Below are 14,069 nucleotides of genomic sequence, written 5' to 3'. Positions count from 1 at the left end.
CGCGTTCCTCATGTAGGGATCGACGGCATGGACCATCCGGCGGTTCGGGAGGCGCCCGTCCCGTGACCAACCTGACACAAGCAGAAGACCGAGGCCCGCTGGGAGCGGACCCCGGTCTCAGTTGCCAACTACTGCTAACTACAGGTCAGATGGAGCGGACCTGCGAGGCCTGCGGCCCCTTCTGGCCCTGCGTGATCTCGAACTCGACCCGCTGGCCGTCTTCAAGGCTGCGGTAGCCACTGCCGACGATCTCGGAGAAGTGAACGAACACGTCCGGCGCACCGCCGTCCGGGGCGATGAAGCCGAAGCCCTTTTCGGCGTTGAACCACTTGACGGTTCCCTGAGCCATAAAAGCTCTCCCTCAGGATGTGAATCTATGGGACCCACACCTCGTGGGTCCCGGTGTGTCGTACAGCAGCAACCCGGGGTGGCTCAGACAAAGTCATGCTGGTTTTCACTACGGGATCAGCTAATACAACGCCAACCCATCTAACACCATTCTGGACCGTTGGTGTTCCCGTCCCATGGAAGATTTCTGTCACGCGGCATCACCGGGCAAACTGGAACCTGTTATGCAGAGCCATCCCGCGCCCCGTCTAGTGGCCACCGACCTCGACGGCACCGCGTTGCGCACGGACGGAACCGTGTCTCCCCGTACGGTCGCGGCCTTCGCGAAGGCCGAGGCAGCGGGCGCCGTGCTGGTGTTCGTGACCGGGCGGCCGCCCCGATGGATGGGAGGGGTGGCGAGTGCGGTACGTCACCACGGGCTCGCAATCTGTGCGAATGGGGCCCTGATCTACGACCTCCATACCGAGCGGATAGTGGAATCTCACCTCATCGCGGTCGACGTACTGGAGGAAGTCGTCGCTCAGCTAAGAGCGAACGTGTCCGGTCTCGTATTTTCGGTCGAGTATGAAGCAGGTTTTGCGCATGAGTCCGATTTCCTCCTCGGCGGCCTCGACCGTAAGGGCATCGCGGGAGCGGTGTGTGTCGAGTCGGTGACGGGGCGCCCGTGCGCCAAGCTGCTGGCCCTGCACCCGAGCATGGGGGCGGACGAGCTGCAGGCCGTCGTGCACGAGCTGGTCGGGCACCTGGTGACCGCCACGCACTCCAGCAGCAGAGGCCTCATCGAGATGAGCGCGCAGGGCGTGACCAAGGCGACTGCCCTGGCGGCGCTCGCCGCGGAGCACGGGATCAAGCCCTCGCAGGCGATCGCGTTCGGTGACATGCCGAACGACCTGCCCATGTTGAGCTGGGCAGGCACGTCGTACGCGGTCGCCAACGCGCACCCGGCCGTGCTCGCGGCGGTCGACCACGTGACCGCCGCCAACAACGACGACGGCGTCGCGCAGGTGCTGGAGACGCTCTTCTAGAGGTATGGCCCCGAGCCGCCCGGCGGCCGCTGCTGCTCGTCGCCGTGCGGCACTCCGGGCAGCGCCCGGCGCATCTGCTCAAGCTGGGCACGCGCGGCCATCTGCTGCGCGAACAGCGTGGTCTGGATGCCGTGGAACAACCCCTCAAGCCAGCCGACCAGCTGGGCGTGCGCGATGCGCAGCTCGGCCTCGCTCGGCGGCGCTCCGTTGTCGTCGGTGAAGGGCAGGGACAACCGCTCCAGCTCGTCGACCAGCTCGGGCGCCAAGCCGTCCTCGAGCTCCTTGATGGACGAGGCGTGGATCTCCTTCAACCGCTTGCGGCTGGCCTCGTCGAGAGGGGCCGCGCGCACCTCCTCCAAGAGCTGCCTGATCATGCTGCCGATGCGCATCACCTTGGCGGGCTGCTCGACCAGGTTGGTGACTGAGCGGTCCTCGTCGCCGTTATCGCCCTGACCTCCTTGGAAGTCGGGGCCCACCACCACGATGTGGGGGGTGTTGTTCTCCTCAGCATTCATATGTCTCACCGTACTAGCAGGATCTTGCCGACGTGCTCCCCCGAATCCAACATACGGTGTGCTTCGCCCGCTTCCGGCATGGGGACTTCGGCGTGTACCACCGGACGCACCGCACCGGCCGCGACCAGCGGCCACACGTTGTCGACGACGCTGCGGACGATGGCGCCCTTCTCCTCCACCGGCCGCGCGCGCAGCGTGGTGCCGTGGACGGAGGCGCGCTTGGCGAGCAGCGCGCCGAGGTCGAGCTCGGCCTTGCGGCCGCCCTGCAGCCCGATGACCACCAGCCGGCCGCCGGAGCGGAGCGCCCGGACGTTTCCCGCGAGGTATTTGGCGCCCATGATGTCGAGGATGACGTCGGCCTTCACCTTCTCGGCGAAGTCCTCCTCGCGGTAGTTGACCACCTCGTCGGCGCCGAGCTGACGGACGCGCTCGGCCTTCGCCGCCGTGCCGACGGTGGCGACCACGTGCGAGCCGAGGGCCTTGGCGAGCTGGACGGCGAACGTTCCCACCCCGCTGGCCCCGCCGTGGACCAGCAGCGTCTCGCCCTTGCGCAGCCGTCCGACCATGAACACGTTGGACCAGACCGTGCAGACCGCCTCCGGCAGCGCCGCCGCGACGGGCAGCGACACGCCGTCCGGCACCGGCATCACCTGCTGCCACGGCACCGCTACGCGCTCGGCGTAACCGCCGCCGGCCAGCAGGGCGCACACCTGGTCCCCGACCTGGAAGTGCTCGACGTCCGCGCCGACCTCGGCCACCACACCGGAGACCTCCAGCCCCGGGTACGGCGGCGAACCGGGCGGAGGGTCGTAGAATCCGTTGCGTTGCAGGACGTCGGCGCGATTGACCGCAGAGGCGGCCACGTCGATGAGCACGTCACCGCGCTCGACACGCGGCTCCGGCACCTCGCGCCACTCCAGCACCTCTGGCCCTCCGGGCTCGGTGATCTCAATGGCTCGCATGCGAACCACGGTAGCCGGGCAAAGAAGTTGTGGGTTGCCGGGCTCCTCGGCAACCCGTGGCGTTACTCTGCAAGGTATTTGCTGCCCCTTTAGACCCACCCGAGGGGGAACACGGTGGCAAGACACGATCGAGAGGAATCTCTCGAGGAACAGCTGGCCTGGCTGGACGCGATCAAGGACACGGAAGAGACACCGGTTTCCGTCAGCGCCTCGACCGCATCCGCCGACGAGCCGGTCTCCTCGCCGTACCCCAAGGACCCGTGGCGGCTCGTCCCTACGCAGCACGAGACGCCGACGCCGCCGCTGTTCCGCGCGGCCGTCGACTCCGTGTACGGCCCGGAGGCGGCAGAGGACTTTCCCGAGGCGGAGAGCGAGGCCGCGGAGTGGCTCGACACGGCGGCCACCAGGGAGGAGCCCAAGAGCCCGCCCCCGAGCACCGGCGCTGACGACCCGTTCCACGCCCCGCTCAAGCCGCTGCCGCGCCCGGACGACACCGACAGCTACGCGTTGTCGTTCACGCCTCCCGCCGAGGCGGACACCTCCGAGCAGACTCAGGAAGAGGACTCCTCGTGGCCGTCGTCCGACTGGACCCGGCCGGTCAAGGAGCCGTCGTCCGACTGGTCGCGCCCGGCCGAGGAGCCGTCGTCCGACTGGTCGCGCCCGGCCGAGGAGCCGCCGGCCGCCCAGGAGCCGGCCCGCGCGGAGGACCCCGCGCCCGCGGAGGAGGAGACAGAGGCCTGGGCCGACACCCTCCCCAGGAACGAGCGCCCGAAATGGGCCGAGCCGCTCCCCAAGGAGGAGCCGGCCCAGTCCCGGCAGCGGGCCGAGCCCGCCGAACGACGTCCGGAGCCGCCGCAGAAGCCGGAGCGTCCCCAGTGGACCGAACACCAGGAATGGCGGCCCGCGGAGCGCGACATCCCCACGTCGCCGCCGCCCCGGCCGCGCCGCCGTCCGGCCCCGGTTCCGGTGTTCGCGGCCCCGCCGCGGCCGCCGGTCACCGGCCGGCCCACCGCCGACAGCCTCGACCCGGAGTCCCTGCTTCGCGGACGGCGTAACGCCCCGTCCAAGGGCTGGCGCCGCCTGGTCTACAAGGCGTCGGGCGGCTGGATCAAGCCGGGCGAGCCGCCGGAGGTGCGCCGCCGCCGTGAGCTCATCGCCAGGGCTCGCACCCCGGTGACCACCGGACACCACCGTGTGGCCGTGCTGAGCCTGAAGGGCGGCGTCGGCAAGACCACCACCACGGTCGGCCTCGGCGCCACGCTGGCGCAGATGCGCGGCGACCGCGTCATCGCCGTCGACGCCAACCCCGACCGGGGCACACTGTCCGACAAGCTCGTCCTGGAGACCTCGGCCACCGTGCGCGACCTGCTCAACGAGCGCGACCAGGTCAAGCGGTACGTCGACATCAGGGCGTTCACCTCGCAGGCGCCCTCCCGGCTGGAGGTGCTGGCCTCCGACCGCGACCCGTCGGTCTCCGAGGCGTTCAGCGGCGCCGACTACCAGGCCGTCTCCCAGGTGCTGGAGAACTTCTACTCCATCTGCATCACCGACTGCGGCACCGGCCTGCTCCACTCCGCCATGGGCGGGGTGCTCGGGCTCGCCGACCAGATCGTCCTGGTCAGCTCGCCGTCGGTCGACGGCGCCAGGGCCGCCTCGGCCACGCTCGACTGGCTGGAGGCCCACCACTACGCCGATCTGGTGAAGAACGCGACCGTGGTGCTGTGCAGCGTCCGGCCGCGCTCGAAGTCGGCGGTCGACATCAAGAAGCTGGAGGCCCACTTCGCCGCCAGGTGTCGCGCCGTGATCCGGGTGCCGTACGACCCGCACCTGGAGGAGGGCGCGGAGATCGACCTGGACCGCCTGCAGGAGTCGACCAGGGACGCCTACCTGCAGCTCGCCGCCTGCGTGGGCGACGGCTTCGCCGTCCGGGACTGAGCGGAGGGTGTGGGATTCGAACCCACGAGGCCATCGCTGACCTGGCCGCTTTCAAGGCGGCTGCACTCGTCCACTATGCGAACCCTCCCGTGCGGAAACCACGATAGCGGCTGTGGTGACAGGGGTGTACGTTCAGGAGGTGGCGGATCTCGACGTCGAGGTGGAGTGCGTTGAGTCGGGTGCGCTCCTGCGCCTCGTGGGTGACCTCGACAAGATCACCGCACCGCTGCTCAAGGAGGCCTTGGCGAAGCTCTTCGCCGAAGGCAGGGTCGAGATCGTCGTGGACGCGGCGCGGCTGGAGTTCTGCGATTCGAGCGGCCTGTGGACGCTGGTGGAGCACCAGCGCCGGGTGGCCGCGCACGCGGGTTCGTTGCGCCTGGTCGGCGTGCACGGCGTGCTGCAGCGCGTGCTCGAGGTGACGGGGCTCAAAGCGGCCTTCGACGGCGTGGCCCTAGTGGAGCTGTGACAACAACCACTTCGGGCCCACGGTCTCGGCTCCCAGCTGGGCGACCCGTTCGCGCAGCGCCCGGTCGGCGGTGACGACCACCACCCGCTCCCACGGTCTGGCCGTCCTCACCACCTCCACGATCGTGTCGTCGCCGCTGCCGGCGGCCGCGACCACGTCGATCCCGGGGACGGCCGGCACGCCCTTGGCCGCGCCCTCCACGACCGCGATCACCCTGGGGAACCACTGCGCCAGGATCGGATGCTCCAGCCTGAGCCCCGCCACGTCGTCCAGCAGCCGGGTCGCCGCCGCCGCCCGGTCGTGCCACCAGCCGTGCTCGGCCCGCGCGCCGACGATGTTGGCCACGTCGAGCACGATGATCTCCGGTTTGAGCACGCTCTTGACCTCGCCCCACGTCGCCGCGAACCCCGGATGCAGCCGCCGCTCGGTGATCTCGGGCAGGGCAAGCCAGCGCAGATCGGCGCTCTCGCGGCTGGCCGGCGCGGCGGCCAGCAGCTCGGCCGCCTCGGCGATCACCGTGTCGAACGTCCAGCCGCCGTGGTCGTCGACGTAGACGCCCTGCACCCGCAGCCCCTCGGCGCCGAGCGTCGCCTCCTCCATGGCCTCGCGCAGCGCACTCGTGACGGCGTCCTCGTGGCTGTCCCTTGCCCCGCCGAGCAGCCCCCACGTGCCTCCGTGGTGGCTCCACCAGCTGCGTTTCTGCATGAGCACGTAGGGCACGCCGCACTCGTCGTGATGGACGAGAAGGAGGCCGGACGCCCCATGCCGCCCCCAATGCCTGTGGCCTTGGGCGCACTCGGTCCAGCCGTCACCGTCCTTAGCCGCCATGGGGAGATTGTCTCAGCCTCCGCCCTTGGAGAAATGCTGGTAGTCCTTGGCGCCGGACCAGTAGCCGCCCCACTCCCAGCCCACCTGGGAGAAGGCCTTAACCACCTTGTCCCCAGGATTAATCACACCTTTACCCTTCATTGGGCGCTCTGTGAACTTTTCGGCATTTTCGTGTGCGGTGCTACCACTTGCAGTGACATATGGGTTCTCGCGGGGATTGATATCTATTGCTTCCCCGTACGCATGGTTGGACCAGTTGCTGGACCCGGTCGCCCGGCGGCAGTTGAAGGCGGAGGTGTTGTCCGCCTCGATCGAGTCGAAGTCGTCGGCTTTGTACGCGTCCACCAGCTTCATCTGCTTGATCGGCCAGCGCCACCCGTACAGCTTCCTGAACACCGTCACGATGTCGTCGGTCACCGTCTCGCGCACGACCAGCTCGCCGGTGTGCGGCTTGCCGTCGAATCCCCAGTAGGAGAGCGTGATCAGCCGCAGGTCCCGGTAGTGGACCGGGCAGCCGGGCCGCCACGAGTAGGGCAGGCGGTCGCGGGAGACGTTCGAGACCTTGGCCTTGAAGGCGGGCGGCGCCGTCGGGCTCGGCGTGGCCGCCGGTGAAGCAGGCTTCTCGTATGCGGTAGTGGATGTCACGGGAACGCGAGCGGGCGGCACCGGCTCCGCCGCGCCACACGAAACGGACGCGAGCACCACGAACGCCATGGTTGCAGCACGTTTCATCTGGCCACCATATGCGACATCTCGCCTGGTCAGGGCACTGTCAGCACCGTACGACGGGCACGTTTCGCCAATGTGGCCCCACCGGGGGGTCGGCAGCACCACCGGACACTGTCAGTCGTGGCTGTGCTCGCCGCGGCGGGCCAGCTCGCGCAGGGCGTCGGCCGCGTAGATCACCAGGGACACGAACGACAGGGCGGCGATCGACCCGCCGACCCACAGGTCGTTGACGGTCGCGTCGACATACGCGGCCCCCCGCGGCTGGTAGCCGACCACGAACGGAGCGGCGACCAGCCACAGGCCGCCGAGGAACAGCAGGACCAGGGCGGACACGCCCAGCTTCGCCTTCATCGGATCTTCTCCAGACGGTGCTCACCGTTGTTGCTCAGGTCCTTGCGAAGCGCCTCGACCAGCGGGGCAAGCAGAGCAGCCAGGTCGGCGGAGGACGCCGGAGGCGCGACCGGCGCCGGCTCGGGCTCCGCCTCGACCCGGCGCGGCCGCACGACGACCAGGCCCCGCGCCACGAGCTCCTCATGGATGGCCAGGGCGAAGCAGATCACGCCCGCGAGGCCCACGACGGCCACGCCGAGGCCGGTGAAGAACTCGATCCTGGTGGGGTCGGTCCAGTCCGCGTTCTCAGGCTGGGTGCCGAGCGCGAAGGGTGCGATCATCAGCCAGAGCCCGGCCAGTGCCGCCAGGGACGCCGCGACGGCGCCCACGAATTTGCGAATCATCGCGAGACTCCTCCTGTCACGAGGTCTTTCTGCGGGGGCGCGGCCTGCGCGATCAAGGCACGTGAGGCGGGCCGCAGCACGGTCCGCGCGACCGACCCGGCGCGTTCGCGTTCGGAGCGGCCGTCCGGTGGCGCCATGTCGGCGACCGCGGTGAGGAGCGCGGACTTCTCGCCGTTCGCCCGCTCGACGCGCTGGGCCACGAGCTCCAGCAGCAGTCCGGCCAGGACCAGGTCGTCCTTGCCGAGCGGCCTGGGCGGCGGCGTGGTGACGGTGGCGCCCCGCAGCGGCAGCTCCTTGAGGAAGATCACGGCCACGAAGCCGAGCAGCGCGACGGGCACGCCCACCATGAACACGGTCTCCAGACCGCGCGTGAACGACTCCAGCACGATGTGCTTGATCGGCCCGGGAAGCCGCTGGATGGCCTCCGGGCTGCCGAGCTGGACGTCCGAGCCGCCGGGCAGCGTGATCCCGGCGGCCTGGAGCATGCCGGCCATCTCGTCCTTGAGCCGGTTGGTGAGGATCGCGCCGAACGCCGCCACGCCGACGGCGCCGCCCAGCGAGCGGAAGAACGACACGCCTGACGTGGTGGAGGCCATGTCGCGCAGCTCGGAGCCGTTCTGGGCGGCCAGGATGAGGATCTGCATGGACAGGCCCAGGCCGAGGCCGAGGACGGCCACGTCGAAGCCGATCAGCCACTCGCCGGAGTCCACGTGCAGCCGTGACAGCAGGAAGAGCCCGACGGCCACGATCAGCAGGCCCGCGACCGGGAAGACCTTCCAGCGGCCGGTCCTGGTGACGATCTTGCCGGAGACCACGCCGGCCACGAACAACGCCACCACCATGGGCAGCGTCATCAGGCCCGAGTGCGTCGGGCTGAGCCCCTTGACGATCTGCAGGTACTGCGGCAGGTAGATCATCGCGCCATACAACGCCATGCCCACGAATGCCGACGCGAGGCTGGTCAGCACGAACGTACGGTCGCGGAACAGCCGCGGCGGCAGGATCGGGTTGCCCGCGGTCCGCTCGGCCAGCACCGCGAGGGCCAGCATGAGCAGGCTGACCGCGGCCAGGAAGTACGTCCAGCCCGAGTTCCACGCGAACTCGGTGCCGCCGAGCGTCAGCAGCAGCATGAGCGCGCTCGCGCTGGCCGTGATGGTCGTCGCGCCCCAGATGTCGATGGAGGTGCTCCGCTTGACCTTCGGCAGCCGCAGCACCTTCTGGATCACGAAGAACGCCACCAGCGCGAACGGCACCACGACGTAGAAGCACCAGCGCCAGCCCAGCCAGTCGGCGTCCACGATGAACCCGCCGAGCAGCGGCCCGGCCACCGTGGAGATCCCGAAGACGGCGCCCATGTAGCCGGAGTACCGGCCGCGCTCGCGGGGCGAGACGATGTCCCCCAGGATCACCTGCGACAGCGCCGACAAACCGCCCACGCCCAGGCCCTGTACGGCCCGCGCCGCGATGAGCTGCCCCATGTTCTGCGACAGGCCGGCCACCAGCGAGGCCGCGACGAACAACCCCAGCGCCGTCTGGAAGAGCAGCTTGCGCCCGAAGAGGTCGGACAGCTTGCCCCACAACGGCGTCGACACCGTCATCGTCAGCATGGTGGCGGATGCGACCCACGAGTACTGGTCCTGACCGCCGAGCTCGCCCACGATCGTCGGCAGAGCCGTGCTCACCACCGAGGTCGAGATCATCGACGTGAGCATCGCGAGCATCAGCCCGGACATGACCTCGAGGATCTCGCGATGGGTGTAGGTCCCCGTCGTGGGGGAGGCGGTCCGGGCCTGGGCTACCACGTCACAACATCCCCTTCGTACAGATTCATCCGACTTGAGTATACGCATGTTTACTAGCCGTGCGACAAGTTAGGGGCCCTTGAGTAGAGTTCCAGGCATGAGCGCCCAGGTGACCCGGCTGCGCGGCAGGGAGGCCACCCGTGAGCGGATCCTGCGGGCCGCGCGCACGTTGTTCGGCGAGCACGGCTACGAGCAGGTGACCGTCCGCATGATCGCCGCCGCGGCGGACGCCAACATCGCGCTGGTTGGCCGCTACTTCGGCTCGAAGGCCGGGCTGTTCGGCGCGGTGCTGGAGGGCGAGCCGACCATCAGCGCGGTGTTCGGGGGTGACAGCGAGGGATTGCCGAGGCGGCTGGCCGAGTACGCCGCCGAACGCATGCGGCATCCCCCTGACAGCCCCATACTCCGCGCGCTGGAGCGCTCGGCCCAACACCCCGAAGTCGCGGAGATCGCCCGCGAGCGCCTGGTCGGAGCCGTGCTCCAGCCGCTGGAGGCGCAGCTCGGCGGCCGGGACGCGCACGCCAGGGCCCGCATGGCGACGGCGGTCTTCCTGGGCATCGGCGCCCTGCGCCGCCGCCTCGGCCCCGAGGAGCCGACGCCGGCCGACGTCGACCGGCTGACCGCGGTCTTCGAGGCGTGCCTGGCTGAGTGAAAGTTTCACCGGTCAGAGCCGCTCTGGCCTGGGGATACGGGCGTCGCAGCGATCGGAGGTCTTTGAGCGCGCGGTGACGTCTCCCTACCATCCGGGGTGCCGGTGGGAGCGCTCCCACACGACCTACGGAGTGATTGCATGTCTCGCAGAAGGCCCATGTTGGCGGTGCTCCTCTCCGCGGCCGCCATGGCCGCGGCGGGGGCGGTCGTCCTCTCCACGTCCACCGCCCAGGCCGCCGACTCCGCTTTCTACGTGGATCCCCAGACCAACGCCGCCATGTGGGTGGCCGCCAACCCCAACGACTCCCGCACTCCCGTGATCAGGGACAGGATCGCCGCCGTGCCGCAGGGCCGGTGGTTCGCCACGTACAACCCCTCGACCGTGCGCGGCCAGGTCGACGCGTACGTCGGCGCCGCCGCGGCGGCCGGCAAGATCCCGATCATGGTCGTGTACGCCATGCCCAACCGCGACTGCGGCGGCGCGAGCGCCGGCGGCGCCCCGAACCACGCTTCCTACCGCGCCTGGATCGACCAGATCGCGCTCGGCCTGGCCGGCCGCCCCGCCACGGTCGTCCTGGAGCCGGACGCCCTGGCGATCATGTCCAACTGCATGAACGCCGCCGAGCAGGCCGAGGTCAAGGCCTCCATGGCATACGCGGGCAAGAAACTCAGGTCGCAGGCCAAGGTGTACTTCGACATCGGTCACGACGGCTGGTTGTCCGCCTCCGAGGCCGCCTCCCGGCTGACCGGCGCGGACGTGGCCAACAGCGCCGACGGCATCGCGGTCAACACCTCCAACTACCGCTCGACGCCCGGGCTGGTGTCGTACGCGAAGAACGTGATCGCCGCGACCGGCGTGTCCAGGCTGAAGGCCGTCATCGACACCAGCCGCAACGGCAACGGCCCGTCCGGCAGCGAGTGGTGCGACCCGCCCGGCCGCGCCACCGGCACCTGGAGCACCACGAACACCGGCGACCCGGCCATCGACGCCTTCCTCTGGGTCAAGCCGCCGGGGGAGGCGGACGGGTGCATCGCGGCCGCCGGGCAGTTCGTGCCGCAGCGGGCGTACGACCTGGCCATCGCCGCCCCGTCGCCCACCGTCACCCCCACCGTGACGCCCACCATCGGCCCGGCGGGCTGCACCGCGACGTACAAGGTGACCAGCCAGTGGCAGGGCGGCTTCCAGGGTGAGGTCACGGTGAAGGCCGGCTCGTCGGCGATCTCCGGCTGGAAGGTCGGCTGGACGTTCCCGAACGGCCAGACGATCTCCCAGCTCTGGAACGGCAGCCTCTCGGGCAGCGGCTCCGTCACCGTCACCAACCTCGGCTGGAACGGCAACCTGGCCGCCGGCGCGAGCACCACGTTCGGCTTCACCGGTAGCTGGACTGGCCAGAACGGCACCCCGTCCCCGGTGACCTGCACCGCCTCCTGAGCCGCCGTCGCCGGGCCCTCCCCCGCGGGGGCCCGGCGAAATATCCGCGCCTTCACGGCTGTTGCCAAGAGCCAGGTCACAAATGCCCGCTCTGCGAAAGGCGCGTACCCATGGCTCTGCCGCTGTCCATCCTTGATCTGGCGCACATCGGCGAGGGCGAGACGGCGAGCGACAGCTTCACCCACAGCGTGGCTCTGGCGCAGCGTGCGGAGGAGCTCGGATACAAGCGGATCTGGTACGCCGAGCACCACAACATGGACAGCATCGCGTCCTCGGCGACCAGCGTGCTCATCGCGCACGTGGCCGCTCACACTCGGACGATCCGCCTCGGAGCGGGCGGCGTCATGCTGCCGAACCACTCCCCGCTGACGATCGCCGAGCAGTTCGGCACCCTGGAGACCCTTCATCCCGGGCGCATCGACCTCGGGCTCGGCCGGGCGCCCGGCAGCGACCAGCAGACCATGCGTGCCCTGCGCCGCACCCCGGCCGACGCGGACGCGTTCCCGCAGGACGTGCTGGAGCTGCAGGGCTACCTGACGGGCGAGACGCGGATCCCGGGCGTGAACGCGACCCCCGGCAAGGGGACCGACGTGCCGCTGTACATCCTCGGGTCCTCGCTGTTCGGCGCCCAGCTGGCCGCCACGCTGGGGTTGCCGTACGCGTTCGCCTCGCACTTCGCCCCCGCCGCGCTGGAGGAGGCCGTCGCGCTCTACCGGCGCGAGTTCAGGCCGTCCGCGCAGCTGGCGGAGCCGTACGTGATGGCCGCGCTCAACGTGATCGCGGCGGACACGGCGGAGGAGGCGCAGGAGCAGTTCCTGGCGGCCAAGCGGCTCAGGGTGAGCAGGTTCCTCGGGCGGGGGCGCACGTTCACGCCGGAGGAGGCCGACCTGATCCTCGAGTCGCCGGCCGGGCAGCAGATCCTGCAGATGGCGAAGTACTCCGCGGTCGGGGATCCGGACGAGGTCAAGGAGTACGTCGACCGGTTCGCCGAGCACGCCCGGGCCGACGAGCTCATCGTCGTGTTCTCCGCGCCGGACAGGAAGGCGTGGATGCGCTCGGCGGAGCTGCTGGCCCGGGCGCACGGTCTCTAGTACGGGCTCTAGTCGCACACGAGGCGGGACCGGCGGCCTTCGTGCTCGCGCTGCCGCCGGACCACGTACGTGCCGGGCGCGCAGCCGGAGGCGCCGTGCTCGGGATGCAGCAGGTAGACGACGGCCGACGCGCGGAACATGCCGATCGCCAGCATGTCGAAGTCGGTCACGCGATTGGTCCACAGGCACGTGCCGGGCTCGGCGACCAGCGTGTGCGCATTGCCCCCGGCGCCGCCGCGCAGCAGCTCGACGCCCTGGGGCGGTACGGGAACCCAGTCCGACCACCTTTTGACGGACGAGGCGACGACGGCGTACGGGATGACGATCAGGTCGCCCTGGGCCTGGAGGCCGTCGAGGACGGGAATGCTGAGCGACTGGTCGAGCAGGGTCATGGTCATGTGAATCACCTCAGGTTCGGCGGAGAAGTCTGGAGTACTGCTCGCCGGACAGCCCGTAGGTCCAGCCGGCGGCGGCGATGGGGTCGTCGAGCCAGCCGGGCACGGTCAGGCCGTACCGGCGGCGAGTCCCGTCGCGTTCGAGCGAGCCGTTGACGGCGAGGAGCACCTTCGTCTCCCTGCGCATGTCGTAGAGCCGCAGCTCGAAGCCGGGATTGCCGGGATCGGGGGCGGCGGACACCAACCTCAAGCCGGCCTGCTCGATGTACGCGCCCCAGCCGATGCGCTCGATCGCGCACCGCCTGACCTCGACGTTGGCCTCCTCGGCGATCCGTGTCACGCTCGGATCCCTGATCACCCAGGCGGGGACGGTGGTGCCATGCCAGGCGTACAGGTCCCATCCGTCCGCGTACCCGATCGCCGGGCCGTCCGCGCAGTGCAGCCGCACCCGCCCGTCGTCATCGGACTGCTCGGTGTGCACGAGGGCGGGCCGCTCGGAGACCACGCACACGTCCGGCCGCGGCCACCACCAGCCGCACGATCCGGCCAGCGTCGCCCACAGTCCGATCAGGCGCCGCTGCTCGGTGGAGAACGCGACACCGGCGAGCAGGTGCAGGGCCTCGTACTCGGCGACCCAGGACGGGCACTGGGTGGAGTACCAGCCACTGACCTGGCGGAACGGCCCGTCGTGCCCCGCCCGCAGCGGCGGGTGCAGCACGTTGGCCACGGACATGGAGAGCGGATAACGGATCTCCTGGCGGATCAGCTGGTCGACAGACCGCTGCCGCGGGGGGATCCGGCCGTTCAGCTGCCGCCACAACTCCGCGACCAGGGCGGAGAACCGGGCGGGCAGCGGCCAGTCGGGCAGGCGATCGACGCTCTCCCGGGCCCGCACCCCCGGCGGAACGGTCACCAGGGCCGCGACCGGTGAGGTGACCCAGTGGAAGCGCGGCGGAGTGAGCCCGATCAGGTGATACAGCTCGGAGATGGCGGCCTCGGCGGCCGGACGGTCGGCGGGCAGCGTCGACAACGCCCGGCCCAGCCATTGTTCGCGGAGTTCTGCGGCTTCCCGCCGCACGAGAGCGCTCACCGCACGAGGGTGGCGTCGTCCTTTCTCACGATCATGTACGAAATAGTGACAGATGAGCGCAACGCG

Annotated in this window: 16 protein-coding genes and 1 tRNA gene; 6 read left to right on the top strand and 11 right to left on the bottom strand. The window is 70.0% G+C overall.

Features of this window, described 5'->3' with window-relative positions:
- Positions 1-145 precede the first annotated feature (145 nt).
- Positions 146-349: a cold-shock protein gene (locus ID574_RS11810; protein ID WP_020542378.1), complete on the bottom strand. Its 204-nt coding sequence runs from the start codon at positions 347-349 to the stop codon at positions 146-148.
- Positions 350-599: 250 nt separating this feature from the next.
- Here ID574_RS11810 and ID574_RS11805 point away from each other — a divergent pair, with 250 nt between their 5' ends.
- Entirely contained in the window at positions 600-1,373 is a 774-nt protein-coding gene (locus ID574_RS11805) for a Cof-type HAD-IIB family hydrolase (protein WP_336245511.1), read from the top strand.
- Here the strand turns inward: ID574_RS11805 and ID574_RS11800 are convergent.
- A complete protein-coding gene (locus ID574_RS11800; protein ID WP_188188846.1) occupies positions 1,370-1,888 on the bottom strand; it encodes a bacterial proteasome activator family protein in 519 nt (172 codons plus the stop codon). The genes ID574_RS11805 and ID574_RS11800 overlap by 4 nt on opposite strands.
- A gap of 5 nt (positions 1,889-1,893) precedes the next feature.
- Positions 1,894-2,850: an NAD(P)H-quinone oxidoreductase gene (locus ID574_RS11795; RefSeq protein WP_188188845.1), complete on the bottom strand. Its 957-nt coding sequence runs from the start codon at positions 2,848-2,850 to the stop codon at positions 1,894-1,896.
- A gap of 114 nt (positions 2,851-2,964) precedes the next feature.
- Between ID574_RS11795 and ID574_RS11790 the strand changes: the two genes are divergently transcribed.
- Positions 2,965-4,785, top strand: coding sequence for a MinD/ParA family ATP-binding protein (locus ID574_RS11790; RefSeq protein ID WP_223166601.1), 1,821 nt, complete (start codon positions 2,965-2,967; stop codon positions 4,783-4,785).
- A 1-nt stretch (position 4,786) separates the two neighbouring features.
- On the opposite strand, the gene ID574_RS11785 is transcribed toward ID574_RS11790, so the two are convergent.
- Positions 4,787-4,873: transfer RNA gene (locus ID574_RS11785), tRNA-Ser, on the bottom strand.
- A gap of 51 nt (positions 4,874-4,924) precedes the next feature.
- Between ID574_RS11785 and ID574_RS11780 the strand changes: the two genes are divergently transcribed.
- A complete protein-coding gene (locus ID574_RS11780; RefSeq protein WP_188188844.1) occupies positions 4,925-5,251 on the top strand; it encodes an STAS domain-containing protein in 327 nt (108 codons plus the stop codon).
- On the opposite strand, the gene ID574_RS11775 is transcribed toward ID574_RS11780, so the two are convergent.
- The 5 genes from ID574_RS11775 to ID574_RS11755 all read right to left on the bottom strand — a co-directional run bounded on the left by ID574_RS11775 (position 5,237) and on the right by ID574_RS11755 (position 9,344).
- On the bottom strand, positions 5,237-6,079 hold the full coding sequence (locus tag ID574_RS11775; protein WP_188188843.1) for an NUDIX hydrolase: 843 nt from the start codon (positions 6,077-6,079) through the stop codon (positions 5,237-5,239). The genes ID574_RS11780 and ID574_RS11775 overlap by 15 nt on opposite strands.
- Before the next feature lie 12 nt (positions 6,080-6,091).
- On the bottom strand, positions 6,092-6,811 hold the full coding sequence (locus ID574_RS11770) for a M15 family metallopeptidase (RefSeq protein ID WP_223166600.1): 720 nt from the start codon (positions 6,809-6,811) through the stop codon (positions 6,092-6,094).
- 111 nt (positions 6,812-6,922) lie between these two features.
- Positions 6,923-7,159, bottom strand: a complete 237-nt coding sequence (locus ID574_RS11765) for an SPW repeat protein (RefSeq protein ID WP_188188842.1) — start codon at positions 7,157-7,159, stop codon at positions 6,923-6,925.
- On the bottom strand, positions 7,156-7,542 hold the full coding sequence (locus ID574_RS11760; protein ID WP_188188841.1) for a hypothetical protein: 387 nt from the start codon (positions 7,540-7,542) through the stop codon (positions 7,156-7,158). Before ID574_RS11760 ends, ID574_RS11765 begins: the two co-directional genes overlap by 4 nt.
- The gene (locus ID574_RS11755) at positions 7,539-9,344 is read right to left on the bottom strand and encodes an MDR family MFS transporter (RefSeq protein WP_223166599.1); all 1,806 of its coding nucleotides are present in this window, start codon (positions 9,342-9,344) and stop codon (positions 7,539-7,541) included. Before ID574_RS11755 ends, ID574_RS11760 begins: the two co-directional genes overlap by 4 nt.
- A 97-nt stretch (positions 9,345-9,441) precedes the next feature.
- Here ID574_RS11755 and ID574_RS11750 point away from each other — a divergent pair, with 97 nt between their 5' ends.
- The 3 genes from ID574_RS11750 (at position 9,442) to ID574_RS11740 (ending at position 12,518) form a co-directional block, all read left to right on the top strand.
- On the top strand, positions 9,442-9,996 hold the full coding sequence (locus tag ID574_RS11750) for a TetR/AcrR family transcriptional regulator (RefSeq protein ID WP_188188839.1): 555 nt from the start codon (positions 9,442-9,444) through the stop codon (positions 9,994-9,996).
- Positions 9,997-10,152: 156 nt separating this feature from the next.
- Positions 10,153-11,427 carry a glycoside hydrolase family 6 protein gene (locus ID574_RS11745; RefSeq protein WP_188188838.1) on the top strand — a complete coding sequence of 425 codons (1,275 nt, stop codon included), beginning with the start codon at positions 10,153-10,155 and terminating at the stop codon, positions 11,425-11,427.
- 110 nt (positions 11,428-11,537) lie between these two features.
- On the top strand, positions 11,538-12,518 hold the full coding sequence (locus tag ID574_RS11740) for an LLM class flavin-dependent oxidoreductase (protein WP_188188837.1): 981 nt from the start codon (positions 11,538-11,540) through the stop codon (positions 12,516-12,518).
- A gap of 8 nt (positions 12,519-12,526) precedes the next feature.
- On the opposite strand, the gene ID574_RS11735 is transcribed toward ID574_RS11740, so the two are convergent.
- A complete protein-coding gene (locus tag ID574_RS11735) occupies positions 12,527-12,916 on the bottom strand; it encodes a hypothetical protein (RefSeq protein ID WP_188188836.1) in 390 nt (129 codons plus the stop codon).
- Between the two features lie 10 nt (positions 12,917-12,926).
- Positions 12,927-14,003 carry a DUF6745 domain-containing protein gene (locus ID574_RS11730; RefSeq protein WP_188188835.1) on the bottom strand — a complete coding sequence of 359 codons (1,077 nt, stop codon included), beginning with the start codon at positions 14,001-14,003 and terminating at the stop codon, positions 12,927-12,929.
- Between the last annotated feature and the right edge of the window lie 66 nt (positions 14,004-14,069).

Source organism: Nonomuraea sp. SYSU D8015 (assembly GCF_008065375.1).
GTDB lineage: Bacteria > Actinomycetota > Actinomycetes > Streptosporangiales > Streptosporangiaceae > Nonomuraea.
This window is presented reverse-complemented; position numbering and strand designations above follow the sequence as displayed.

What these genes read in the sequence shown, in the direction of transcription:
- ID574_RS11810 (WP_020542378.1), bottom strand. Translation starts at nt 349, where the DNA reads ATGGCTCAGGGAACCGTCAAGTGGTTCAACGCCGAAAAGGGCTTCGGC.
- ID574_RS11800 (WP_188188846.1), bottom strand. Translation starts at nt 1,888, where the DNA reads ATGAATGCTGAGGAGAACAACACCCCCCACATCGTGGTGGTGGGCCCC.
- ID574_RS11795 (WP_188188845.1), bottom strand. Translation starts at nt 2,850, where the DNA reads ATGCGAGCCATTGAGATCACCGAGCCCGGAGGGCCAGAGGTGCTGGAG.
- ID574_RS11775 (WP_188188843.1), bottom strand. Translation starts at nt 6,079, where the DNA reads ATGGCGGCTAAGGACGGTGACGGCTGGACCGAGTGCGCCCAAGGCCAC.
- ID574_RS11770 (WP_223166600.1), bottom strand. Translation starts at nt 6,811, where the DNA reads ATGAAACGTGCTGCAACCATGGCGTTCGTGGTGCTCGCGTCCGTTTCG.
- ID574_RS11765 (WP_188188842.1), bottom strand. Translation starts at nt 7,159, where the DNA reads ATGAAGGCGAAGCTGGGCGTGTCCGCCCTGGTCCTGCTGTTCCTCGGC.
- ID574_RS11760 (WP_188188841.1), bottom strand. Translation starts at nt 7,542, where the DNA reads ATGATTCGCAAATTCGTGGGCGCCGTCGCGGCGTCCCTGGCGGCACTG.
- ID574_RS11750 (WP_188188839.1), top strand. Translation starts at nt 9,442, where the DNA reads ATGAGCGCCCAGGTGACCCGGCTGCGCGGCAGGGAGGCCACCCGTGAG.
- ID574_RS11745 (WP_188188838.1), top strand. Translation starts at nt 10,153, where the DNA reads ATGTTGGCGGTGCTCCTCTCCGCGGCCGCCATGGCCGCGGCGGGGGCG.
- ID574_RS11740 (WP_188188837.1), top strand. Translation starts at nt 11,538, where the DNA reads ATGGCTCTGCCGCTGTCCATCCTTGATCTGGCGCACATCGGCGAGGGC.
- ID574_RS11735 (WP_188188836.1), bottom strand. Translation starts at nt 12,916, where the DNA reads ATGACCATGACCCTGCTCGACCAGTCGCTCAGCATTCCCGTCCTCGAC.